The following is a 24,380-nucleotide window of genomic DNA, read 5'->3' as shown; positions in this document are numbered from 1 at the left end:
TGACATACATGAATCGAAATAAAAAAATATGTCTGAAGCATCGGATGGCGGCCGGTGCAGTAGCCTGCTCACTGGGGCTTTTTCTGGCGGCAGGTGCGCCGGTCCAGGTATTGGCAGCCAGCCCGCAATTTGCATATTCCACAGAAAAATGGGCTTCGCTGCAGGATGATAAGCTCGAATTTGACGAGATTGCTGATCGGATCCATGAGTACAACAGCACGGTGGAGAAGAACCGGATCGAGTACAAGGATTATCAGGGCAAAGACAGCAATGAGATCGCGCAGGAATATTATGACGCGGCAGATGAGATCGAGAGCAGCATCGAGTACCCGGATTCAGACGATGCGAACTATGGTTCCGCACTGGCAGCAGCACAGAGAAGCGAGGCTTCCGCGACCCAGATGCGCGAGCAGGGCGATAATAACGTCGATGATGCGAATGTTAAGGCGTGGGGGTATACGCAGACCGAGAAATCGTTGGTACAGCAGGCGCAGAACCTGATGATCCAGTACTGGAATGCCCAGGAAAACTTAAAGAGTGTGCAGAACCAGGTGTCCAAGGCAGAAAAAGACTATGAGACGGCAAATTTAAAGCTTTCATCCGGAAGCGCGACCCAGACGGATGTGCTGGATGCCAAGGAGACTCTTTTAAAGGCGCAGGCGTCCATCACGACGGCGGAGAGCAATATTGCATCGACGAAGGAATCCCTGTGCCAGATGCTTGGATGGAAATATGGCGCATCAGTAGAAATCGGTGCATTACCGGACCCGCAGGAACAGATGAGTGCATCGGTCAACCTCGAAGAGGACATTGCGAAAGCACAGGAAAATAATTATCAGTTAAAGATTCTGGCACGTCAGGTCAACAATGCGATGACAAGCACCCTTAAAGAGCAGTACCAGACAACTCTGACCAGCGGAAAGGAGGCAGTCAAGTCGAATGTCCAGTCGGCTTATCAGAATCTGAAGCTGTCTGAGGCACAGTATGAACAGGCAAAACGCAGCCTTGAATTAGAAGAAAAGACGAAACAGACCAACGACCGCAAGCTGGCAGCCGGACTTATCAGCCAGAATGCATACCAGAGCGCGACCTATTCCTATGAATCGGCATCCGTGGCAAGAGAGACAGCAGCCATGTCGCTTCTTCAGGCGCAGCTCGCCTACCAGTGGGCGGTGGGCGGCCTGGCATCCACGCAGTAGAAAGGGGTGGGCGGATGAGGCGAAATCTGAAAGGAAAATGGATGAACGCGGAAGCTGGGACAGAGCAAAAGATGCGCAAGGGGCAAGAAAGAGACCGAAGCGGTGCAAGTGCTTTGGATGTGCATCTGGACGGTCATAATGTGAAACGAATCGGAAAAAGCAGATTGAGTCGTTCGATCGGAATTGCCCTGGCGGCTTGTATTCTTGTATCGAGCCCGGCGCAGGCGGCGAAAACGCCTTTGATTTCCGGCACAGAAAGTGATTCAGACAGCGAGGCAGATGGTCCGGCGCTGGAAGATGGCACCATAACCGAAAACAGCGCAGACAACACGATCGCCAGCCAGTCCGGCTCCTATACGGAGGAACAGCTAGCGGATTCTGTGATAGAGTACGGGGAACTGGAGGCGCTGGTGCGGCGCGGCAATGGAACGGCTGTCAGCGCCGATTACAGTTATCAGGACAGCCTTGCCGTCTACCAGGAAGCCTACGATGCGATGATTTCCGGTGCCCGGGATATGAACTATAAAGCAGATGAGCTCGAAGATGCGGGCGGAGATGAGGCACTGATCGGCACCTATGAGCGAAATGCACAAACGCTGTCGATGGCAGCGAAGCAGTATAAAAAGTCGCTCACTTCCTTAAATTCGGCGTCAAGCCGTGCGTCCAGAAACCGGACGGTCTGGCAGGTCGTAAAGACCGCACAGATCCAGTGGGGCACCTGCCGGCAGCTTCAGGACGAGGTGGAGGCGGCTGCCAAGACGGCAGAGAACTATCAGGCGCAGGCAGATCGCAAAGAGCGGGAGCTGGCAGCGGGGCTTTGCACGGAGACAGACTTATTGCAGGCGCAGAAAAACCTGCTAAGCGCCCAGACAGCATTACAATCCACGACCGATCAGGCAAATAAGGCGCTGCGCCAGCTTGCCATTTTACTTGGAAAGAGCGGAACTTCTATTACGCTGGGGGAAATTCCAGCCGTATCGGCAACGGAACTGGCTTCTATGAATCTGGATGCGGACCGCGCGGCAGCTGTCGTTGCAAGTTCCAGTGTCAAATCAGCCAGACGATCCTCCGCAACCGGAGATGCGGCGCGCAAGCTGCGCCACCAGCAGATCGAGGAAGCCGAGAGCGCCGCAAGCGCCTCAGCGGATGAGCAGTACGCTGAGATAGCGGCATTAAGCCTAGAACGTGACGCGGCGCAGGCAGCCTACCAGTCTGCCGAAAAAACATACGGCGCCACCCAGATTAAGTATCAGTCCGGTGCGATTAATAAAGCAACGTATTTACAGGGTGAGGCGTCTTATCTGCAGAAAAAAGCAGAACTAGAGACTGCCGAGATTTCCCTGCGGACGGCGTATGATGCGTATGAGTGGATGTTGAAAGGAGTTGCGTGAGGATCAAGTGATTGCGCTTCCTGAGATTATATGTTTTGTATGGATATGTGAAATAGAATTTTATAAGATGGGTTTAAAAAAGACGGCACTGCCCGGGTGGGTGGTGTCGTTTTCGGTGTGAGAACAAATTTGTATTTGCGTATTGTTCCGGTCAATGGTACAATCATAGGCGGAATTTTGAACCGGTAAACGATAGACTGAAAGGGTACGCCCGTTCACGGCCCCATGGAAAAGGGCGGAAACGAAAACGGGAGGAACATATAGATGCAGCAGGAGAATATGAAGACATTGGAATCCCTGGAAGATTTTCGGCATTTTTCGGAAAAAGAGCTGGAAATACGGTTTGACCAGCTTAAGAAACAGATTGTACCAGCGGACAAGACAATCCGGGAGCAGGCAGAAAAGCATTGGGGGCATGTGGCAAAACCGCTTGGCAGTCTGGGAGTCCTGGAGGAAGATATTGTGCGGGCGGCGGCAGCGCAGGGGGAGAAAGTGCCAGACTTCTCCAAGCGTGCGCTTTTGATTTTTTGCGCGGATAATGGGGTGGTTGAAGAAGGGGTATCACAGACCGGGCAGGAGGTTACAGCGGCAGTTGTTTCGAATATGACACGCGGGAGGAGCTGCTCCTGCCTGATGGCAGAAAAGGCAGAAACGGACGTGTTTCCGATCGATATAGGAATCGCCTGTGAGGTGGAACATCAGGGGAAACTTCATCCCCTGACAGAACGGAAAATCCGGCGCGGGACTTCCAATTTTACAAAAGCAGCAGCGATGACGCGCCAGGAGGTGTTGACAGCCATTTTGACGGGAATCGATGCAGTGCGTGTGCTGAAGGAGCAGGGGTACCGCTTGTCTGCAGTGGGTGAAATGGGGATCGGCAATACGACGACCAGCAGTGCGGTCGCATCGGTTCTGCTGCAAAAGGATCCAGAACTTGTCACTGGAGCTGGGGCGGGTTTAGATTCGGCTGGATTGAAACGGAAAACGGAGGTAATCCGGCGTGGAATCGGACTGCATCACCCGGATCCCATGGATGGCATGGAGGTATTGCAAAAGGTAGGTGGATTCGATCTGGCGGCGATGGCAGGTGCTTTTTTGGGCGGTGCCATCTATCATGTTCCGGTTGTGATTGACGGGGTTATCGCGGCTGCTGCGGCGGCAGCTGCTGGAAGAATTGCACCGGCAGCGACGGACTATATGCTGGCAGCCCATGTATCGGCGGAACCGGCGTCTATCTGGCTGCTTGATTTGATAGGAGTAACTCCGGCTATCCAGGCGGGACTTCGACTCGGAGAAGGTACAGGGGCGCTGGCGCTGTTTCCACTGCTGGATATGGCGCTGTCCATTTACCGGGATATGGATACGTTTGCGGAGATGGAAATAGAGGAATATAAGCCGCTGGTGTGATGAGATATACGGATTAAAACATTTTTTGCGTATGTTTTTAAAGCATGGAAACTGCTGCAATTCGGTGAAAAAGAGGATAAATGAACGATGTTATATATAGTTACAGGCGGCAGTGGCAGCGGTAAGTCCGAATATGCCGAACAGATTGCCGTGCAGTGCCGGAACGGGAACGGTGGGACACTCTGGTATCTGGCGACGATGCGGATTTGGGATGATGAAGGCAGAAAACGGGTGGAGCGCCATCGGCGGATGCGCGCGGCAAAAGGGTTTGAGACGATTGAGCGGTATACGGGGTTAGAAACATTAGAATTAGAGGAGAGATTCGAAGAGTCCAATTCGGCTGGTTTGGACGATGAACAGGAAAACGATAGTTTGAAGCGCTGGGAGTCCTGCCGAGTGGCACAAAAACCAGTGCTTCTCCTTGAATGTATGTCCAACCTTGTCCTCAATGAATTTTATGCTCAGGAAAATGGTGCGCAAGAGCGGATTCTTCAAGGAATAAAACGCTTGCAAAAACAGTGTCATGACCTTATCATTGTAACGAATGAGATCTTTTCGGACGGTGTGACGTATGATCCGGAATCGGAGCGGTACATAGAGCTTCTGGGACGGATCAACCGGGAACTGGGACAGATGGCGGATTCAGTGACGGAAGTGGTGTATGGAATTCCGCTTGCGGTGTCAATACCTGTTTTTTCAGCCGATGAAAGGACAAAAGATGTAGGGTAGTCAGTGAGTGGAACAGAGCGGAATGCCTGCTAAAGTTATGGTTGCCAGAATAGAGTCAGGGGGATCGAAGATTGAATCTGATAGGAAGTTTTGTCATTGCATTTTCCATGTATTCACGCATTCCGATGCCGCGCATGGACTGGACGGAAGAGCGGATGCGCTATGCGCTCTGTTTTTTCCCGCTGATCGGGGCGGTGATCGGGGCGGTAGAGATAGCCACGTTTGCGCTCTGTGAAATTTTGGGTGCTGGAGTTCTGTTCCGGACCTGCCTGTTGACGGCGGTTCCACTATTGATTACCGGTGGAATCCATATGGACGGGTATCTCGATGTGACGGATGCGCGCCATTCCTACGGCGAGCGGGAAAAAAAGCTGGCGATTTTAAAAGATCCCCATACAGGGGCGTTTGCGATCATCGGTCTGGGGCTGTACCTGCTTCTCTATGCGGGGGCAGTTTCTGAGCTTGTGGGAGCAGATGTGTGGCTGCTGCCGGGGGCGCTTATGCTGGAACGCGCCTGCAGCGGCTATTCGGTGGTGGCATTTCCAAAGGCGAAAAAGGACGGGCTTGCCGCTGAATTTTCCAGAAGTGCAAAGACAAAGGTTGTTCGCGTGAGTATGGCAGTTTTAACAGTGTTGGCGATCAGCTGGATGATTTACTGGGGACATCTGCGCGGCGCTCTGGCAGCCTTAACAGCACTTGCGACTTTCGTTTGCTATTATCGTTTTTCCATGCGGGAATTTGGCGGCATCAACGGCGATCTGGCAGGGCATTTTCTGCAGAGCTGCGAGCGGAATGTGGTGCTGGTGCTGGCGGCGATGCGGCTGGCAGGTACGTGCCTGCGGTTTTTGAATTTTTAAGCGAGGAAAAGCAGAATGATTTTTATAATTGGCGGCAGGGAACAAGGAAAGACAGCGTATGCGATGAAATTGTGGGAAAAACGTACTTTGGAACGGAAGAAAACAAAAGACTTATCCACCGTTCTGAATCGATCGAAAAATCCAGAAGCGTGTAGAGTTACGGCACGCATCGCGGATGGGAGATTAGAAACGGACGAACAGACGATCATGCAGGCGGATCTGATCACGCATTTTGAACTGTTTGTGAGGCGTGAGATGGAAGCCGGGCGCGATCCATACGTGTTTGCAGAACGCCTGATGCAGGAAAATCCGGATGCATTCGTGACGGCGGATGAAATCGGCTGCGGCATTGTGCCGATGGAAGCATTTGAGCGCGATTACCGGGAGACAGACGGGCGCATTTGCCAGCGGATCGCCGCGTATTCGGAGGAAGTGCACCGGGTTATCTGCGGTCTGGGAATGCGGATCAAATAAAAGAATAGTTGGGAGTAGACAAAATGACAGCAATCAGTAAAGTATTGACAGGAATGATAGAAGGTAGAATGGTCGGATATCACTTAGCTGCGATTCTGGCAGGTTATCTTCTGGATCTGTGCCTGGGTGATCCGCATTCGATGCCGCATCCGGTTCGAGCGATCGGAAATCTGATTGTGTGGCTGGAAAAATATTTGCGTCCAGCTGGAAAAAAGCATGCAACGGAACGGGGGGAACGCCGCGCGGGCGTTCTTTTTGTGTGTTTGGTGCTGCTTGTGACAGGCAGTGTGGCAGGCGGAATCCTCTGGATTTCCCATCTGGGCGGCAGCTGGATTCAGACAGTAGTCGAGGCGGTCATGACTTACTATCTGCTGGCGGCGCGCTCCCTGCGGGATGAGAGCATGGCGGTCTGCCGGAAGCTGGAGGCGGGAGAGACCGAGGGAGCCCGCTATGCAGTGTCGATGATTGTCGGGCGCGATACGAAACCTCTTTCAGAGGCGGGGATCGCACGGGCGGCAGTTGAGACGGTAGCGGAAAATGCGTCGGATGGAGTGATTGCGCCTTTGTTTTATCTGGCGATCGGAGGTCCGCTTCTTGGCTGGCTGTACAAGGCAGTCAACACGATGGATTCGATGGTCGGATATAAAAATGACAGATATCTGCATTTTGGACGCGCGGCAGCAAAACTGGACGATCTGGTAAACCTGATTCCGTCGCGTCTGGCAGCGCTTTTATTGATAGTCTCTGCATACCTTTTACGATATGACGGAAAGAATGCTTACCGTATCTGGCGGCGTGATCGCCGGAACCACAAAAGCCCCAATTCCGCGCAGACCGAGTCGGCATGCGCCGGCGCGCTGGGCTTGCGACTGGCGGGCGATGCCTGGTATTTCGGCAAGTTAGTTCCGAAGCCATATATCGGTGATGAGATACACCCGATTGAACCGCAGGACATCCGCCGGGTCAACCGCCTGATGTATGGAGCGGCGGGAATCATGGGGATTATTGCGTTGGTGGTGCGCGGTGTGATTCTGTTTTTATAGAATTGGAAGAATTCCGGAATGATAAAAATATTAAAAACAGAGTAACTGTTCAGTACCTTCACAGTCACGCGCAAAAATCCATTAAAAATTGCCTGCGGCAATGAGATTTTTGCCTGCTGGCCCATGTTTTCGTACGGTCAGCGCAGTAAATGCGCAGACCTACTGAACAATTACAAAACAGAACGAAATAAGAGAACAGTAAACAGATAAAGAATATATAAAAAGAGGGAACAACAGGGAGGAAGCATCTATGCCATACACGCACGGCGGCGATATTTACGGTGATGCAGCCGTAGAGTTAGATTTTTCAGTCAATACAAATCGTCTTGGAATGCCGCAGGCTGTCCGTGATGCTGTGATAGCATCGTCGGCTGCTTGGGAACAATATCCGGATGCTTTATGCCGGAAGCTGCGGCGTGCAGCGGCTGCTTTTTATGAGGCAGACGGCACGCCGATTCCGAAGGACTGGCTCGTGTTTGGAAACGGTGCTTCGGATATTTTATATGCAGTTGTCTCAGCGATTCGGCCCAAACAGGCGATTTTGCTGGCACCGGGATTTTCGGAGTATGAGCAGGCGCTTCGGATGTGCGGCTGCAAGATCCGGTGGCTTCATTTAAGGGAAGAAAATGGATTTTCCCTGGAGAGTACGAGGGAAGAATTGTATGCCATGCTTTGCGATGGCTCTGGGGATGCATCGAAGATAGATTCGGTCCCAACTTTATCCTCTAAACATGAAAACGTCTGGGAAAAAATATTGATTCTCGGAAATCCCAATAACCCGACAGGGCGCGCCATTTCAGCCACCGAGCTGGAAAGGTTGGCGGAGGTCTGCCGGGAAACACATACCTGGCTTATGCTGGACGAGTGTTTTCAGTGGTTTTTGGATACACGGAGAGAATGTTCGTTTGTTGGAAATTTGTTAAATGGTGTTGGAGATCACGTTATCCTCTTAAATGCCTTGACCAAAATCTGCTCAATGGCAGGCCTTCGCCTGGGCTATGGCATCATCCCCAATGCCGGACTCCGGGAACGCCTCGAGAAGTTCCGCCAGCCGTGGAGTGTCTCGGCTCCGGCACAGGCGGGCGGGGTGGCGGCATTTGCGGTACTGGCGGATCATTCAGAAGGAAATCTGCTGGAATGGACGGTTAAATCTTTGCAGACGGAACGTCCGCGGCTGGCGGAAAAACTGGAAGAACTGGGATTTATCGTTTATCCGTCCCAGACAAATTATCTGTTGTTCCGTTCGCCGGATGAAGATTCGCGCGATTACAAACAGGGATGTTTAGAGCATGGCATTTTGATTCGCGCCTGTGAGAATTTTGAGGGGCTGAACCGTCATTATTACCGGGTGGCGGTGCGGAACCGGGGAGAAAATGAAAGGTTGATAAATATTTTGAAAGAGGTACAATCTGAAGAAAAACACAATGTGAATTTGTAATATAAAACGAACCCGTAACTGTTCAGTAGGTCTGCGCATTTACTGCGCTGACCGTACGAAAACATGGGCCAGCAGGCAAAAATCCCATTGCCGTAGGCAATTTTTAATGGATTTTTGCGCGTGACTGTGAAGGTACTGAACAGTTACACGAACCCATAAAATAGCCTCTGTCATTTGAAAGGACAAATGGCAGAAAAATAGTTTCGGTTAAGCACAAAATAGCTTCGAATTAAGTAGCTCTGAGCAACCATTATTTAGTAAGACACTCAAAAATAAGGAGGATTTCACCGTGGCAAAAGCAATCATGATACAGGGAACGATGTCCAATGCGGGAAAAAGCCTGCTGGCGGCGGGACTCTGCCGGATTTTCAAGCAGGACGGCTACCGCGTGGCGCCGTTTAAATCGCAGAATATGGCGCTGAACTCCTATATTACCAGCGAGGGATTGGAAATGGGACGCGCACAGGTAGTGCAGGCGCAGGCGGCGGGCTGTGAGCCATCGGTGGACATGAATCCGATTCTCTTAAAGCCATCCAGCGATGTCGGTTCTCAGGTGATCGTGCGCGGTGTCCCGATCGGCACAATGCCCGCGAAGGAATATTTCAAGTATAAAAAGCAGCTAATCCCGGAAATCAAGAAAGCGTTTCAGCACTTGTCCGAACAGTATGATATCATCGTGATCGAGGGCGCCGGCAGCCCGGCGGAGATCAACTTAAAATCGGATGATATCGTGAACATGGGAATGGCGCGCATGGCGGGTGCGCCGGTGCTGCTTGCCGGGGACATCGACCGGGGCGGCGTGTTTGCACAGCTCTATGGAACGGTAGCGCTTCTGGAACCGGATGAACAGGCGATGGTAAAGGGGCTTATCATCAACAAATTCCGCGGCGATAAGACGATCCTGGATCCAGGTGTTGAGATGATCGAGAAATTATGCAAGATTCCGGTGGTCGGCGTCGTTCCGTACATGGACGTGGATATCGAGGACGAGGATAGCTTAAGCAGCCGCCTTTCATCCACAGGGCGGAATAATACCCTTAAACAGGAAAACGAGTCATCTGAAAAACATGTAGAGGCATGGATCGACATTGCAGCCATCCGCTTTCCGCGTTTATCCAATTTCACTGACCTGAACGTCTTTGACCCGATCCCCGGCGTTTCGGTGCGTTATGTGAGCCGCCTGTCTGAGCTGAGACGACCGGATCTGATTGTTCTTCCGGGAACGAAGAATACGATCGAGGATCTGCTCTGGATGCGTCAGAATGGTCTGGAAGCGGCAGTTTTAAAGAAAGCAGCCGGAGGAACGCCGATCTGGGGCATCTGCGGCGGCTATCAGATGATGGGACAGACGCTGTCAGATCAGGAAGGAACCGAGGCGGGTGTGCCTGGGCGTACGATCTCCGGTATGGGACTTCTGCCGTTACAAACACAGTTTCAGGAAGAAAAGACCAGGACGCAGGTCAAGGGATGTTTCGGGACGGTCAGCGGTATCTTTTCCGGGCTTTCGGGGATGGAGGCGGAAGGATATGAAATACATATGGGAGAGACATCATCTGTCGGCGGTGATATTGTTAAGAACGTGATCAAGGAGCAGGAAAAAGCCGTAAATCATAGTTTATTGAAACTCAGGGAAGAACAGGCGGGAAACCACGCTGAAAAACAGGATGGCTGCTGCCGGGACAACCTCTACGGCACTTACGTCCACGGCATTTTTGACAAGGCAGAGGTGGCGGAGACGATTGTCTGTGCGCTGATGAAAGAGAAAGGAATGGAGCCGGAAGTCGGCGGATTATCGTTTGATTATGAGAAATACCGGGAAGAGCAGTACAACCGGCTGGCAGACACGATGCGGAAGTACTTGGATATGGAAGCAATTTACCGGATTCTGGAAGAGGGAGTGTAGATAGATGGATGAAAAAATGAAAGAACTCAGTCAGGTATTGCCGTCGGAGATCGAGGCGAGAAGTTTTGAGATTATCACCGAGGAGCTGGGGGAACGGACATTTCCGGAGAAAGAAGCACCAATTGTGAAACGCGTGATTCACACGACAGCCGACTTTGAGTACGCAGATTCGCTTGTATTTTCACCGGGCGCAGTCGATAAGGCGTTGGAAGCCCTGAAAAATGGGGCCTGCATCGTGACTGATACGAATATGGGAAAATCCGGTATCAACAAGCGCGCGCTTGCGTCGCTGGGCGGCGAGGTCTACTGTTTTATGGCGGACGAGGATGTCGCGAAGAAAGCGGCAGCGTCCGGGACCACCCGTGCGGTTGCCAGCATGGACAAGGCGGCAGAAATGGGAAAAGACTGTATTTTTGCAGTTGGGAATGCACCGACCGCGCTGGTGCGTCTGTACGAGTTGATTCAGGAGGGAAAAATCCACCCGAAGCTCATCATCGGCGTGCCGGTCGGCTTTGTCAATGTCGTGCCGTCCAAGGAATTGATTATATCCCTGCCGGACACTCCTTATATTGTGGCAAGAGGCAGAAAAGGCGGCAGCAATGTAGCCGCCGCGATCTGCAATGCATTGATTTATCAGTTGACGCGCAAATAAGATGTGATGGTGTTAAATCTGCGGTATTAAAATGTACATGGATGCATTCTCAAAAGATATGCTGGATATGGTCGGATGTTTATCAGCAGCCAAAGCCACCGCCGCCACAGCAGCAGCACAGAAGCAGGATCCAGATCAGGCAGTCGCAGTTGTTGCCGCCGCATCCGTGGTCAAAGCATCCGCCGCCACATCCGCCGCAGCACAGCAGAATCAGAATCAGGAAGAGACAGTTGTTGTTGCCGAAACCGCCGCATCCACAGCCACAATTACAGCCGCAGCTTCCTCCGTTGTTATCACATCCGCAACCGCAGTTGGTAGCCGCTAAATCACTCATGGTTATGTCCTCCGAGATTTTCTATACACTTCATCATATGAGGGGCAGCTTGCCACAGTTTCCATAAATCAGGAAAATTAGGACGGAAATATTTTACTATAAATTTTTTGTTGAAATAATCGAGATAACCGAGATGACCGGGCGGATCGACATGGATGTTTATCCATAACGATTTGTCACAGAACATTGTACAACGAAATGAAAAGAGGAATGAAAATGGAACCGTTATATTATCAGACACCGTATGTAAAAGAATTTGATGCCATCGTCACCGCCTGCCGTCCGGCAAAGCACGGATTTGAGGTGGAACTTTCCCAGACCGGATTTTACCCGGAGGGCGGCGGACAGCCGTCGGACACCGGACGGATCGGGGAAGTGCACGTGACACATGTGGAGGAGAAACATGGCGTGGTTGTTCATGAGACGGACGCGCCGCTGGAGGTGGGAAGCACCGTTCACGCGGCCATCGACTGGGAACAGCGTTTTTCCAACATGCAGCAACATACGGGAGAACATATCATATCGGGGCTGATTCATGCCGCATACGGATATGATAATGTCGGATTTCATATGGGACACGATGAAGTGACGGTCGATCTGAATGGTCCGCTTAACTGGGAACAGTTAAAGGAAATCGAGAAGAAGGCAAATGCGGTTGTCTGGGCAAATCTTCCGGTACAGGTGACATATCCGGGTGAGGAGGAATTGAAAACGATCGATTACCGCAGCAAGAAAGAGCTGGCCGGTCAGGTCCGCATCGTAGAGATTCCGGGGGCGGATATCTGTGCCTGCTGCGGCACACACGTGGATTACACGGGAGAGATCGGCGTGATCAAGGTGCTTTCCCTGATGAATTACAAGGGCGGCGTGCGTTTCTCCATGCTCTGTGGTGACCGTGCGCTGGAGAATTTTGAGGCGAAGACGGAGCAGATGCAGACGATCTCTAACCTGCTTTCTGCAAAACCGGAGAAGGCGGCGGAGGCGGTCAGCCATCTGAAAGAGGAGAGCGGGCGCAAGGACGGTGAGATCAACCGCCTCTGGCAGCGCATTCTCACCATGCAGGCAGACGTCTATCCGCAGGGGCAGAAAGCGCTGACTGTATTTGAGCAGGGCATGACGCCAGTTCTGGTGCGTCAGTTTGCAAATCTGCTATTGGAACAGGAAAAAGGAGAGACCGTGCTGGTGTGCTCTGGCGATGATGCGTCAGGTTATAACTACACAGCCGGAAGCCTCGGCCGTGATATGCGTGCATTCGGAAAAGAATTAAACGCCCGTCTGCAGGGACGCGGCGGCGGGAGCACCCAGATGGTGCAGGGAACATTCCGGGCGTCGCGGGAAGAAATTGAAAAAGTCTTTCAAGAGCTGGCGCGGATAGAAGCGTAGCTGTTTAGAAGGTTTGCGTGTTTACTGCGTGAAGTATGAGAAACGGTTTGACTTAGATTCATAAAACGGAAAAAAGCTTCCTGTGCAGCAGAGCCAATCTGCCATGCAGCCAGGAAGCTTTTTTATACAGTTTCTATCGTATCATTCAAACATTTTTTTATACAACGGCAAGGTACATACCGTGTACACCTTAGAAGAGAGCTTACTCCCCCTGATACATAAATTTAATCAGTCGGTCTAAGTCCTCTTTCTCATAAGCAACCAGCTCCAGCTCTTTGATATAGCCATTGGAAAAAATATTTGCCATCGACAGATACTGGGACAGCTTGGATTTCAGGTTAATGCGGTCGCCCTCCGGGGAAACCAGCTCGACGGTTCCTTTGCAGGAATCAATTACTTTAAAAAATGTGTTTACATCGGAAATATTCTGGATTTTCATATTTAGCCCTCCTTCATGGATTGGCACACAACCCTGTGTGCAGTTTATAATTTCGTCAATCTTTTAACAATGATAATTATAACAGACCTCTATAAAGGGCGCAATGCTCACATTTTCCAAAAAAATCCTTAAAAAAATATCCCTGTATGTCAAAAATACAGGGATGTCCAAGAAAAGATTGTCTATTAATTGTCAAAATCAATATGAAACGTGTCGTTATTTGCGGTAATATGAACATAGGAGAGATTGAAAGACTCATCCAGAATGTCTACCTTGTATTCAAATACGACGCCATTGTCTTTTTTGGAGAGAAACAGATAGGTTCCATTTTCTTTTTCCTCCATCTGATCGCAGATGTCGTTGTAGATATCCTCGCCGTTTACCTCGCCCGGATAGCCGGAAGCTTTGATCTTGTCTTCGATTGCTTTGTAAAATTCTTCCATCGTTGTAACTCCTTTATTGGTATTAGTCAATCTTTTTATACTCATTGTATTGAATTTAAATGTGTTATAAGTATACAAAATCTGCACCGTTCTGGCAAGACAAAACAAGGATTACTTTTTACGTATGCGGGTATTAATAAAAGAGGGTTACTGTACACGCATACGTAAAAAGTAACGGAATTTGCCGTGGCTTCGCATTTAAATACGGCAAATTCCTGCTGCCACCACGTTTTCTTACGGCACTTTCGGTTCCAAAAGTGCCTACTCGTGAACAGAAACAAAAGAGGTTCTAAAATGAAAAATAGGTCTGCCTCATGCTTGATTTATAAAACGTGAAACCTTATAATAATACGGAAATACGGTTTTGAAGAGATGAACTCAATTCCGGCGGTATAGAAACAAACGAAGTAACTGTTCAGTAGGTCTGCGGATTTATTGCGCGTGACTGTGAAGGCACTGAACAGTTACCAAACGAAAATAGTGGGAGAAGAGAAATGTCCTATTTTCCGATTTTTATAGATATGACAGATCGGCAGGTGCTGGTTGTGGGAGCTGGAAGTGTGGCATCGAGGCGGGTCGGTGTGCTGGAAAAATTTGGCGCAGCGATCACGGTGATTGCACCGAATACTTCGGAAGAGATACGGAAGCTGGCGGATTCACGGAAAATCCGTCTGATTGAACAAACCTATGAGGAAGTTCGAGATACGATCTGGCAGGAAAAAAACTTTTTTATGGCGCTGGCAGCGACCGGGCAGACGGGGACGGATGCACGGATCAAGGAGGATGCGTCGAGCCATTCCGTCTGGTTTAATATGGCTTCCGATAAAAGTCAGTCAGAGTTTTATTTCCCGGCGATCGCCCAGGGCAGAGAACTGACAGCCGGATTGATTTCTGGCGGAGCGGATCCGGGATTAACGCATCGTGTGGCAAAAGAAGTACGCCGCGTGCTGGCGGAAGCAGAGGTAGAAGATACTTAATATATTTTATAGAGGAGATTAAAAATTGACAGATAAAAATAGGATCCGCGTAGGCAGCCGCGACAGTGCGCTGGCAGTTGTTCAGTCAAAGATGGCGATCGCAGCGATGCAGAATGTCTGTCCGGAGACAGGATTTGAATTGATCACGATGAAAACGACGGGAGACAAGGTGCTTGACCGTCCACTTGATGCGGTTGGCGGCAGGGGATTGTTTGTAAAAGAGCTGGATCAGGCGCTTTATGAAGGGCGGTGCGAGCTGACAGTTCATTCCTTAAAAGATATGCCGCTCTGTCCGCCGGAGGAGCTGCCGGTGCTGGCGCTTTTAGAGCGCGAAGATTGCCGCGATGTGCTGGTTCTGCGTGAAGGCTTATCCGAGCTTCCGGCACACCCGGTAATCGGAACTTCCAGCCGCCGCCGCGTCCTACAGGGGCAGAGATTATTCCCGGATGCAGAATTTAAGGGGATCCGAGGCAACCTGAACACGCGTTTGCGAAAGCTCGATTCTGGCGAATATGATGCGCTGATTCTGGCAGCGGCTGGGCTGATTCGTCTGGGATTTGCAGATCGCATCAGCCGTTATTTTTCTGTGGAGGAAATGATCCCGTCAGCAGGACAGGGTATTCTGGCAATCCAGGGACGGCGTGACCGGGAGATCCCTTTTGTGAAAATGGTTCACTCTGAGGAGTCTGCGGTTTTAACCAGGGCAGAACAGGGCTTTGTCGCCACGCTTGGAGGCGGATGTTCGTCGCCGACGGCAGCTTCGGCGGTGCTTGAAAATGGAAAAATCAAGCTGAGAGGTCTTTATTATAAGGAAGAAACGGGAGAAGTCCGTATTGGCTCCATTGAGGGGGAGGCAGAGAAAGCAGCGGAGCTTGGAAGAAAATTGGCGGAACAGTTATCGGGAAAGCCTGCACTGTCTCCGCTGGGGAAAGTCTACCTTATCGGCTCGGGCCCTGGCGATGCAGGGCTTTTTACCCTGCGCGGCAGAGAACTTCTGGAGCAGGCGGATGCCGTCGTCTACGACGCTTTGGCAGGCGACGCGGTACTGGGCTGGATTCCGGAGCACACGCGGAAAATTGACGTTGGTAAACGGAGTGGACGCCATTCGAAGAAGCAGGAAGAAATCTTAGAAATTTTATTAGAGGAAGCGAAAAAGGGCGGAACGATCGTGCGCCTCAAGGGCGGGGATCCGTTCGTCTTTGGACGCGGCGGCGAAGAAGCTGAATTTTTAAAGAAACATCAGATCCCGTTTGAGGTGGTTCCGGGTATCAGCTCCAGCCTGGCAGTTCCAGCATATTTTGGCATCCCGGTGACGCACCGAGGATTGGCGGGATCGTTTCATGTGATTACCGGACATCGTATGGAGGGCATGCCGGCTCTGGATTTTGAGGCACTTGCTCGGGTCGGCGGCACCTTAATTTTTCTGATGAGTGTTGCGAATGCGCCGAGGATCTGTGAGGGGCTTCTGAATGCGGGAATGAAACCGGAGACGCCGGCGGCATTTCTGATGAACGGAACCCTTGCGTTCCAGAGAATGATCCGCGCAACCCTGCAGACACTTCCGGAAGAGGGTGTGCGTCAGGGCGTCAAGGCGCCTGCCATCCTTGTGATCGGGGAGGTCTGTGCGCTTGCTGATACGTGTGCATGGAGAGAAGAAAAGCCGTTGGCAGGAAAACGGATCGTGATTACCCGCCCGAAGGAGCGCAGCCAGAAGCTGGCGGAACATCTGCGCGATGCCGGAGCGGAGGTGCTGGAATTTCCAACGATTGAGTTAAAACCGGTCTGGAAAAAATCAGAAAAAGCGGATGCTGGCACAGCGGATAAAGAAAAACTGTATGAACTGGTTCGGAATCTGGAATCGTATCACTGGCTGGTGCTCACGAGTCCGGCAGGGGCGCAATATTTCTTTGAGCTTTTGAACCGGATGCAGAAAGATTTCAGGAGCCTCTCCCATCTGCGTTTTGCTGTGATCGGTGAGGGTACCGCGTCCGTCTGCCGGGAACACGGCATTTACCCAGATTATATTCCGGAGCGTTTTTATGCGGCAGATCTCGGAAAAGGGCTGGCAAAACAGGTGAAGCAGAACGAACGCGTATGCATCCTGCGTGCCAGACATGGTTCGCCGGAACTGACGCAGGCATTTGAAGCTGTCGGAATATCCTATATGGATGTGACACTTTACGATACGATCACGCCGGAGGAATCGCCGCTTGCAGAGCGCATCCGTGAACTCCTAAAAGAGGGCGCGATCGATGCGGCCACGTTTACGAGCGGATCGACGGTACAGGGATTCCTGGATATTTTACAGCCGGATAAGGAGACATTGAACGGATTTACAGCCGTCTGTATCGGAGAAAAGACAGAAAAAACCGCCAGCGCGGCGGGAATGAAAGCTGTACTGGCGGAGTCCGTCTCGGAAGAAGGGATTGAGCAGGCGCTCTATCATATGTAAACATATAAACAGACATCTGTTCAGCAGGTTCATGAAGAAGTTTTTATATAGATTGTAAATGCCTGAACATACGGAACCGATAGAAGCGTGAGCGGGTAAATCAGCATTTTAGCTGTTTTTCTGCTGTAACCGGGCTTTTATGTTGTCCAGCAGCAGTGCAGAAACCCGCAGACCGCCGTAGCCGCTTCCGAGATGGATATCTGGTTTGTTGGCACCGTGAAAATCGGAACCGCCGGTGGAGACCAGACCGAGACGGGAAGCTATTTCACGTAAATGAAGACTGTCGGATTGAGAGTGTGAGGAATAATAAACCTCGATGCCCATCATTCCGGCTTCTTTTAAATAGGAGAGAAGCTGCTCGGTCTTTTTCCAGCCAAGTTTATACTGGAGAGGATGTGCGAGCGCTGGTAAACCGCCAGCTACACGGATCAGGCGGATCGCTTCCTCCGGCTCAATCATCTGCTTCGGGCGGTAATATTTTTTGCCGTCCCCGAGGTATTTATCAAATGCCTGGCTGACCGAAGTGACACAGCCTTTTTCAAGCAGTGCGCGTGCAAAATGGGCACGGGTGATGACAGTGTGTTCATTTCCGTGAATTAAATCTTCATATTTAATGGGAAATCCATCTGCCTGAAATAAAGCGAGAAGCTCTTCATTGCGCCGGTTGCGGATCTCGCGGACCTGCCGCAGTGCAGATAAAAGTTCCGGGCAGTGCGGGTTCAGATAGAGCCCCAGAATATGGATTTCTTTTCCTTCATAAGGACTGGAAAATTCGGCACCGGGAATGACAGTCAGGGAGGTGTTCTCGGCTGCCTGCATGGCTTCCGCAACGCCGTCAACTGTATCATGATCCGTCAGCGCATAGGCGGTCAGACCGCATTGGAGCGCCAGCTTTGTCACTTCGGTGGGCGTGAGTGTGCCGTCCGAAGCAGTAGAATGAACGTGTAAATCAATTAACTGCATAGATGCAGACCTCCTTCTGCTGTAAGACTACCCGCATTAGATGGAAAAGTCAAGTATGCGGCAGATACCCGCTGCAGTTTGCCAGTGTGTAAATGGGAACAAAAATGATTGTTTACATCAGATATATTTGAAAGAAGAAGCGTTATACAAAAAACAGAGCGGCTGTGGAAATTTGTACCAGGAAACGGTTGTGGGGATCAAAAAAATTTATAAGTTATTTTAAGAATTATGTTATTTTATTTTCCTGGAATTGTGCTATACTGTAGCAGGGATATTTTCAAATAAACACATATAATAAAATTTCATGGAAAAGACGGACAGGTGATGGAAAATGAGTGAGTACAACAGAAATTCTTCAGGAGGAAGGAATTTTGAACATAGAGGATTGGAGGGTGGAACGCTGAGTTCGTACAGCCGTGCCGGACATAGTAGTACCGGGCATCGTTCGTCGTCCGAAACATCCAGCCATACAAAAAGTACAGCCGCGCACACAAGCACGGGACGCCGGGATACTGCGATGAACCGGGCGGCAGCCGGTCGGAGTGGGCATACTTCCGGGCGTTATAAAAAGAAGAGAAGAAACCGTCTGGATATTACACAGATCCTTTTGATCGTGATCGGTGTCCTGGCGGTTATCCTGATAGCGGCGATTGCCTCCCGCGGGTGCGGTGGGGGCAGCGCGGCAGGCGGGGCGACCGAATCGGATGCCGTACAGGAGAGTACCGTGGCAGATGGAGCGGTGACCGTCAACGGCGTCAATATTTACGGAATGACGCAGGAGGAGGCGCGCAAGGCGATCCTTGATTCATTTGACTGGAAGATGAAGGCCAAATACGAGGACAAAGAGACCGACGTCACCAATCTGATGGCGGATAAAGTTGATCAGCTTCTCGAGGAGATCTATGCAAGTGATCTGAAACCGGGTGAGACATATGAAGTCAACACGGAAAATATGATCGAGGATGCCAAGGCAGAGGCAGCACTGATTGCCGGAAACTGGAACATGGCAGCCAAGAGCGGCGGTATCTCCGGTTACAATAAGGAAACGGGCAAGTTTGAGTTCAGCGAGGGCACCAAGGGACTTGTCATCGATCAGGATAAGCTGGCACAGGCGATGGTCGATGCGATTGACAAGAAAGAGTTTGATGCCGTCCTGACCGCAGAGACGAAGGAAGTCGCAGCGGATTCGTCGGTACAGGATAAGTACAAGACAATGTCCACCTACACAACCACGACGACCTCCAACAGCAACCGAAACGAGAATATCCGTCTGGCGGTCGCAGCGTTAAACGGAACGATTGTCAAACCAGGACAGGAATTTTCCTTTAACAATACGACCGGTGCGAGAACCGAAGAAAAAGGCTACAAGCCGGCAACCGCATACTTAAATGGCGAGGTTGTCCAGGAGCCAGGCGGCGGCGTCTGCCAGGTATCTTCGACCTTATACAACGCGGTTGTATTTGCGGGGCTTAAGAGTACGGAGCGCCACGCACACAGCTACGAGCCGTCCTACGTTACACCGGGCGAGGATGCGGCAGTCAGCTACGGCGGACCGGACTTCAAGTTCGTCAACAACTCGGAATATCCGCTGGCTATCAAGGCAAGCTTCAGCGCATCTGATCGAAAACTGACGATCGCACTGTATGGAGTTCCGATTCTGAAAGAGGGTGTCAAGATTCGTATGTCTTCTGAGAAGACAGGCGAGATTGATCCGCCGTCTGCGGTTTATACCGAGGATGGTTCCCTGCAGCCGGGTCAGGAAGTGCAGACAAAGGCAGCGACTCCGGGCAGCCGCTGGTCCACGGATCTGGTTACCTATGAGAATGATAAAGAAGTGAGTCGTGAATTTTTTCACAATAGTAGCTATCGTGGAAAGGCAGCGCAAATCAAACGTAACAGTTCCGCTACTGTAGCGACCAACGCAACGGAGACAACGGCGGCAGCAGAGAGCACCGCAGCTGAGACAAATGCAGCTAATGAGAGCACAGCGGCACATGAGACAACCACAGCGGCACCGTCCAGCCCTGACGGCGAGACAAAAGCTCCGACCACGACAGCGGCGGCATCCAACGAAGGACCACAGGAGACAACTCCAGAGCCAGAGGAAACGAACCCGGTTGTGGAAGCAAATGGACCTGGAAGCAATTAAAATCAAGGCAAAACTAAGGTGAAATATAGAAAGTGCTGTAAGATAGATTGCAAAAATGAATGATAAAAGGGCATTCAAGCGGCATTTGAATGAAAAGCACCGCTGGATGGAGAGTCTTTCTTCATCTGGCGGCGCTTTTTTTCATATTTTATGGTTTTATCGACTATCTGAAAAAACAGTAGACAGCTTTTTTGTAATTGTTCGAAAAATAATACCGGATATAAATCAAATTTATTTGCATTTTGACGAGAATTTGTTATAATATTATCAGGTAAATTTCCAGGACAATCTATTTGGGGAGATTTATTACTGAATACATTCACTATCAATAGGAGGAATATTCATTATGGCAAGAAAGATGAAAACCATGGATGGAAACCACGCAGCAGCGCATGCTTCTTACGCATACACCGACGTGGCAGCTATCTATCCGATTACCCCTTCTTCTCCGATGGCTGAGGCTACCGATGAATGGGCAACAGACGGAAGAACCAATATTTTCGGCCACACAGTTCAGATTACAGAGATGCAGTCTGAGGCAGGTGCAGCAGGTGCAGTACACGGATCTCTGGCAGCAGGTGCGCTGACAACCACGTACACCGCTTCCCAGGGTCTGCTTCTGATGATCCCGAACTTATACAAAATTGCAGGTGAGCAGCTCCCGGGCGTATTTAATGTTTCTGCTCGTGCACTGGCCAGCCATGCGTTATCCATCTTTGGTGACCATTCTGATATTTATGCGTGCCGTCAGACAGGCTGCGCGATGCTGTGTGAATCCAGCGTACAGGAAGTTATGGATTTAACCCCGGTTGCACATCTGGCATCCATCAAGGGCAAGATTCCATTCATTAACTTCTTTGATGGTTTCCGTACATCCCATGAGATTCAGAAGATCGAGACCTGGGATTATGAAGATCTGAAAGATATGGCAGATATGGATGCAATCGATGCATTCCGTAAGAATGCACTGAACCCGAACCACCCGTGTCAGCGCGGTTCTGCTCAGAACCCGGATATCTTCTTCCAGGTAAGAGAGGCTTGCAACCCGTACTACGATGCACTTCCGGCGATTGTTCAGGAATACATGGACAAGGTCAATGAGAAGATTGGCACAGACTACAAGCTGTTCAACTACTATGGCGCTCCGGATGCAGAGCACGTTATCATCGCAATGGGTTCTGTCAACGATACCATCGAGGAGACGATCGATTACCTCGTAGCAGCTGGAAAGAAAGTCGGCGTTGTAAAGGTTCGCCTGTACCGTCCGTTCGTAGCCAGCGCACTGGTAGACGCTATTCCGGATACAGTTAAGCAGATTTCCGTATTAGACCGCACCAAAGAGCCAGGTTCCCTTGGCGAGCCGCTTTACCTTGATGTAGTAGCAGCATTAAAGGGTACAAAATTCGATCAGACTCCGATCTTCACAGGTCGTTACGGACTTGGTTCCAAGGATACTACACCGGCTCAGATCGTAGCTGTATATGAGAATACAACCAAGAAACAGTTCACCATCGGTATCGTAGATGATGTTACCAATCTCTCCCTGGAGCTTGGCGCACCGCTTGTTACCACTCCGGAAGGAACTGTAAACTGTAAATTCTGGGGTCTTGGTGCCGACGGTACTGTAGGTGCAAACAAGAACTCCATCAAGATCATCGGCGATAACACCGATATGTACGCACAGGCTTACTTCGATTATGACTCCAAGAAATCTGGTGGTGTTACAATGTCCCACCTTCGTTTCGGTCATAAACCGATCAAATCCACCTACCTGATCCACAAGGCAAACTTTGTTGCCTGTCACAATCCAGCTTACATCCGTAAGTACAACATGGTTCAGGAACTGGTTGACGGCGGTACATTCCTGTTAAACTGCCCGTGGAACATGGAAGAGCTGGAGCAGCACTTACCGGGACAGGTTAAGAAGTTCATCGCTGACCACAAGATTAAATTCTACACCATCGACGGTGTTAAACTGGGTATCGAGACCGGTATGGGTCCGACCCGTATCAATACCATCCTTCAGTCCGCATTCTTCAAGCTGGCAAATATTATTCCGGAGGAGAGAGCGATCGAACTGATGAAGGCTGCTGCAAAGGCAACCTACGGTCGTAAGGGCGAAGATGTTGTTAAGAAAAACTGGGCTGCTATCGATGCAGGCGCTCAGAACGTTGTAGAGATTCAGGTTCCGGAAAGCTGGAAGAACGGCGAGGACGAGGGACTTGAGATGACTCACGCAACCGAGGGAAGAGCAGACGTTGTTAAGTTTGTCAACACCGTTCAGGCTGCTGTCAATGCTCAGGAGGGTAACAACCTGCCGGTATCTGCATTTACCGATTATGTAGATGGTACAACTCCGTCTGGTTCCGCTGCATACGAGAAACGTGGTATCGCAGTCAATGTACCGGTTTGGAATCCGGACAACTGTATCCAGTGTAACTTCTGTTCTTATGTGTGCCCGCACGCAGTTATCCGCCCGATCGCGATGACCGAGGAAGAGGCTGCTGCCGCTCCGGAAGGAACAAAGACACTGCCGCTTACAGGTATGCCGCAGTACAAGTTCGTGATGACTATTTCTTCCCTGGATTGTACCGGATGTGGTTCCTGTGCAAATGTCTGCCCAGGCAAGAAGGGTGAGAAAGCACTTACGATGGTAAGTCTTGACAAGAATCTGGAGGCTCAGAAGGGTTATGACTACGGTCAGACACTTCCGATCAAACAGGATGTCATTGATAAATATAAAGAGACAACTGTTAAGGGAAGCCAGTTCAAACAGCCGTTACTTGAGTTCTCCGGCGCTTGTGCAGGATGCGGCGAGACTCCGTACGCAAAACTGATTACTCAGCTGTTCGGCGATCGTATGTACATTGCCAACGCAACTGGATGCTCCTCTATCTGGGGCAACTCTTCACCGTCCACACCTTACACCATGAACAAGGCTGGCAAGGGTCCGGCTTGGGACAACTCCCTGTTCGAGGACAACGCAGAGTTCGGTTATGGTATGCTTCTGGCTCAGAACGCAATCCGTGACGGCTTAAAGGGTAAGGTTGAGGCTGTGATGGCGGCAGAACAGGCGACCGATGAAGTGAAAGCAGCTTGCAAAGAGTGGCTGGATACTTACGGAATCGGTGCATTGAACGGCGCGGCTACCGACAAGCTGGTAGAGGCTCTGGACGGCATCGACTGCCCGAACTGCAAGGATATTGTGAAGAACAAAGACTTCCTCGCTAAGAAATCCCAGTGGGTATTCGGTGGCGACGGTTGGGCTTACGATATCGGTTTCGGCGGTGTTGACCACGTACTTGCTTCCGGCAAGGATATCAACATCATGGTATATGATACCGAGGTTTACTCCAACACAGGCGGACAGTCCTCTAAGGCAACTCCGACCGGTGCAGTTGCACAGTTTGCAGCAGGTGGTAAAGATGTGAAGAAGAAAGATCTTGCTTCCATCGCTATGAGCTACGGCTATGTATACGTTGCCCAGATCTCCATGGGTGCTGATTATGCTCAGACTGTTAAGGCAATCGCTGAGGCAGAGGCATATCCGGGTCCGTCCTTAGTCATTGCTTATGCTCCGTGTATCAACCACGGTATCAAGAAAGGTATGGACAAGGCTCAGACCGAGGAGAAACTGGCGGTAGAGTGCGGTTACTGGCACAACTTCCGTTACAATCCGGCTGCAGAGGACAAGAAGTTCACTCTGGACAGCAAGGCACCGACAGGTGACTACCAGGCATTCTTAAAGGGTGAGGTTCGTTACGCATCTCTGGCTCTGAAGAATCCGGATAGAGCCGGCGCGCTGGATGCAAAGAACGAGGAAGAGGCAAAGGCTAGATACCAGTACCTGAACAAGCTCGTTACTCTGTATACAAACAACTAATGAATCACTGATTCATGAATATATGACATACGATATATAAAACGTATGACTGCAGAAGCTCCGTCGAAAGATGGAGCTTTTGTTGTGTAATAGGGAATTCCCTATTACACAACAAGGCACATTCTTTTTTAGGGGGGAAAATTGTATAATAGAGTGTTTTTGTGGTATCCTGTATATGAAAAGGATCTGAAAATTATATGCTTCAATAAAACAGGAAAATAAAAAATATTTCAGGCAATGTTGAGAGAGATAATTCGATATAGC

General features: G+C 50.5%; 19 protein-coding genes. 15 read left to right on the top strand and 4 right to left on the bottom strand.

Annotated features, from left to right (window positions below; all coding sequences use genetic code 11):
* Positions 1-8: 8 nt before the first annotated feature.
* The 10 genes from DW739_RS02475 (at position 9) to DW739_RS02430 (ending at position 11,093) form a co-directional block, all read left to right on the top strand.
* Positions 9-1,199 carry a TolC family protein gene (locus DW739_RS02475; protein ID WP_118742570.1) on the top strand — a complete coding sequence of 397 codons (1,191 nt, stop codon included), beginning with the start codon at positions 9-11 and terminating at the stop codon, positions 1,197-1,199.
* A gap of 14 nt (positions 1,200-1,213) precedes the next feature.
* Positions 1,214-2,590, top strand: coding sequence for a TolC family protein (locus DW739_RS02470; RefSeq protein WP_118742569.1), 1,377 nt, complete (start codon positions 1,214-1,216; stop codon positions 2,588-2,590).
* A gap of 264 nt (positions 2,591-2,854) precedes the next feature.
* Entirely contained in the window at positions 2,855-3,997 is a 1,143-nt protein-coding gene (gene cobT, locus DW739_RS02465; RefSeq protein WP_117795496.1) for a nicotinate-nucleotide--dimethylbenzimidazole phosphoribosyltransferase, read from the top strand.
* A gap of 87 nt (positions 3,998-4,084) precedes the next feature.
* On the top strand, positions 4,085-4,726 hold the full coding sequence (locus DW739_RS02460; RefSeq protein ID WP_118742568.1) for a bifunctional adenosylcobinamide kinase/adenosylcobinamide-phosphate guanylyltransferase: 642 nt from the start codon (positions 4,085-4,087) through the stop codon (positions 4,724-4,726).
* A 71-nt stretch (positions 4,727-4,797) separates the two neighbouring features.
* Entirely contained in the window at positions 4,798-5,583 is a 786-nt protein-coding gene (locus DW739_RS02455; RefSeq protein ID WP_118742567.1) for an adenosylcobinamide-GDP ribazoletransferase, read from the top strand.
* 15 nt (positions 5,584-5,598) lie between these two features.
* Positions 5,599-6,057 carry a bifunctional adenosylcobinamide kinase/adenosylcobinamide-phosphate guanylyltransferase gene (locus tag DW739_RS02450; RefSeq protein ID WP_118742566.1) on the top strand — a complete coding sequence of 153 codons (459 nt, stop codon included), beginning with the start codon at positions 5,599-5,601 and terminating at the stop codon, positions 6,055-6,057.
* A gap of 23 nt (positions 6,058-6,080) precedes the next feature.
* A complete protein-coding gene (gene cbiB, locus DW739_RS02445; protein WP_243023716.1) occupies positions 6,081-7,100 on the top strand; it encodes an adenosylcobinamide-phosphate synthase CbiB in 1,020 nt (339 codons plus the stop codon).
* Positions 7,101-7,350: 250 nt separating this feature from the next.
* On the top strand, positions 7,351-8,538 hold the full coding sequence (locus DW739_RS02440) for an aminotransferase class I/II-fold pyridoxal phosphate-dependent enzyme (protein WP_118742564.1): 1,188 nt from the start codon (positions 7,351-7,353) through the stop codon (positions 8,536-8,538).
* A gap of 289 nt (positions 8,539-8,827) precedes the next feature.
* Positions 8,828-10,441, top strand: coding sequence for a cobyric acid synthase (locus tag DW739_RS02435; RefSeq protein WP_118742563.1), 1,614 nt, complete (start codon positions 8,828-8,830; stop codon positions 10,439-10,441).
* A 16-nt stretch (positions 10,442-10,457) separates the two neighbouring features.
* A complete protein-coding gene (locus DW739_RS02430) occupies positions 10,458-11,093 on the top strand; it encodes a precorrin-8X methylmutase (protein ID WP_107000405.1) in 636 nt (211 codons plus the stop codon).
* A gap of 82 nt (positions 11,094-11,175) precedes the next feature.
* On the opposite strand, the gene DW739_RS02425 is transcribed toward DW739_RS02430, so the two are convergent.
* A complete protein-coding gene (locus tag DW739_RS02425; protein ID WP_022359551.1) occupies positions 11,176-11,427 on the bottom strand; it encodes a hypothetical protein in 252 nt (83 codons plus the stop codon).
* A gap of 216 nt (positions 11,428-11,643) precedes the next feature.
* Here DW739_RS02425 and DW739_RS02420 point away from each other — a divergent pair, with 216 nt between their 5' ends.
* Positions 11,644-12,810 carry an alanyl-tRNA editing protein gene (locus DW739_RS02420; RefSeq protein ID WP_118742562.1) on the top strand — a complete coding sequence of 389 codons (1,167 nt, stop codon included), beginning with the start codon at positions 11,644-11,646 and terminating at the stop codon, positions 12,808-12,810.
* Positions 12,811-13,012: 202 nt separating this feature from the next.
* Here the strand turns inward: DW739_RS02420 and DW739_RS02415 are convergent, their stop codons facing one another.
* Both DW739_RS02415 and DW739_RS02410 read right to left on the bottom strand, forming a co-directional pair.
* A complete protein-coding gene (locus DW739_RS02415) occupies positions 13,013-13,249 on the bottom strand; it encodes a hypothetical protein (RefSeq protein WP_022359553.1) in 237 nt (78 codons plus the stop codon).
* Positions 13,250-13,434: 185 nt separating this feature from the next.
* Positions 13,435-13,692 (bottom strand): hypothetical protein, encoded by a 258-nt coding sequence (locus DW739_RS02410; protein ID WP_022359554.1) that lies wholly within the window; start codon positions 13,690-13,692, stop codon positions 13,435-13,437.
* Positions 13,693-14,186: 494 nt separating this feature from the next.
* Here DW739_RS02410 and DW739_RS02405 point away from each other — a divergent pair, with 494 nt between their 5' ends.
* Positions 14,187-14,669 carry a bifunctional precorrin-2 dehydrogenase/sirohydrochlorin ferrochelatase gene (locus DW739_RS02405; protein ID WP_117795481.1) on the top strand — a complete coding sequence of 161 codons (483 nt, stop codon included), beginning with the start codon at positions 14,187-14,189 and terminating at the stop codon, positions 14,667-14,669.
* Positions 14,670-14,694: 25 nt separating this feature from the next.
* Positions 14,695-17,121: a hydroxymethylbilane synthase gene (gene hemC / locus DW739_RS02400; protein WP_243023715.1), complete on the top strand. Its 2,427-nt coding sequence runs from the start codon at positions 14,695-14,697 to the stop codon at positions 17,119-17,121.
* Positions 17,122-17,229: 108 nt separating this feature from the next.
* Here hemC and DW739_RS02395 read toward each other — a convergent pair whose 3' ends face one another.
* Complete coding sequence (locus DW739_RS02395) at positions 17,230-18,084, bottom strand: PHP domain-containing protein (RefSeq protein ID WP_117795479.1); 855 nt, start codon at positions 18,082-18,084, stop codon at positions 17,230-17,232.
* Between the two features lie 331 nt (positions 18,085-18,415).
* Here DW739_RS02395 and DW739_RS02390 point away from each other — a divergent pair, with 331 nt between their 5' ends.
* Both DW739_RS02390 and nifJ read left to right on the top strand, forming a co-directional pair.
* On the top strand, positions 18,416-20,233 hold the full coding sequence (locus DW739_RS02390; protein ID WP_243023714.1) for a VanW family protein: 1,818 nt from the start codon (positions 18,416-18,418) through the stop codon (positions 20,231-20,233).
* A 346-nt stretch (positions 20,234-20,579) separates the two neighbouring features.
* Positions 20,580-24,116 carry a pyruvate:ferredoxin (flavodoxin) oxidoreductase gene (gene nifJ / locus DW739_RS02385; RefSeq protein WP_106999935.1) on the top strand — a complete coding sequence of 1,179 codons (3,537 nt, stop codon included), beginning with the start codon at positions 20,580-20,582 and terminating at the stop codon, positions 24,114-24,116.
* The last annotated feature ends 264 nt before the right edge of the window (positions 24,117-24,380 follow it).

This window comes from Clostridium sp. AM28-20LB (assembly GCF_003480665.1).
GTDB lineage: Bacteria > Bacillota > Clostridia > Lachnospirales > Lachnospiraceae > Otoolea > Otoolea fessa.
This window is presented reverse-complemented; position numbering and strand designations above follow the sequence as displayed.

Excerpts from the sequence above, each read along its gene's own strand:
- DW739_RS02390 (WP_243023714.1), top strand. The coding sequence starts at position 18,416 with ATGAGTGAGTACAACAGAAATTCTTCAGGAGGAAGGAATTTTGAACAT.
- DW739_RS02415 (WP_022359553.1), bottom strand. The coding sequence starts at position 13,249 with ATGAAAATCCAGAATATTTCCGATGTAAACACATTTTTTAAAGTAATT.
- DW739_RS02395 (WP_117795479.1), bottom strand. The coding sequence starts at position 18,084 with ATGCAGTTAATTGATTTACACGTTCATTCTACTGCTTCGGACGGCACA.
- nifJ (WP_106999935.1), top strand. The coding sequence starts at position 20,580 with ATGGCAAGAAAGATGAAAACCATGGATGGAAACCACGCAGCAGCGCAT.
- DW739_RS02430 (WP_107000405.1), top strand. The coding sequence starts at position 10,458 with ATGAAAGAACTCAGTCAGGTATTGCCGTCGGAGATCGAGGCGAGAAGT.
- DW739_RS02470 (WP_118742569.1), top strand. The coding sequence starts at position 1,214 with ATGAGGCGAAATCTGAAAGGAAAATGGATGAACGCGGAAGCTGGGACA.
- DW739_RS02410 (WP_022359554.1), bottom strand. The coding sequence starts at position 13,692 with ATGGAAGAATTTTACAAAGCAATCGAAGACAAGATCAAAGCTTCCGGC.
- DW739_RS02420 (WP_118742562.1), top strand. The coding sequence starts at position 11,644 with ATGGAACCGTTATATTATCAGACACCGTATGTAAAAGAATTTGATGCC.
- DW739_RS02425 (WP_022359551.1), bottom strand. The coding sequence starts at position 11,427 with ATGAGTGATTTAGCGGCTACCAACTGCGGTTGCGGATGTGATAACAAC.
- DW739_RS02405 (WP_117795481.1), top strand. The coding sequence starts at position 14,187 with ATGTCCTATTTTCCGATTTTTATAGATATGACAGATCGGCAGGTGCTG.
- cobT (WP_117795496.1), top strand. The coding sequence starts at position 2,855 with ATGCAGCAGGAGAATATGAAGACATTGGAATCCCTGGAAGATTTTCGG.
- DW739_RS02460 (WP_118742568.1), top strand. The coding sequence starts at position 4,085 with ATGTTATATATAGTTACAGGCGGCAGTGGCAGCGGTAAGTCCGAATAT.
- DW739_RS02440 (WP_118742564.1), top strand. The coding sequence starts at position 7,351 with ATGCCATACACGCACGGCGGCGATATTTACGGTGATGCAGCCGTAGAG.
- DW739_RS02450 (WP_118742566.1), top strand. The coding sequence starts at position 5,599 with ATGATTTTTATAATTGGCGGCAGGGAACAAGGAAAGACAGCGTATGCG.
- cbiB (WP_243023716.1), top strand. The coding sequence starts at position 6,081 with ATGACAGCAATCAGTAAAGTATTGACAGGAATGATAGAAGGTAGAATG.
- DW739_RS02475 (WP_118742570.1), top strand. The coding sequence starts at position 9 with ATGAATCGAAATAAAAAAATATGTCTGAAGCATCGGATGGCGGCCGGT.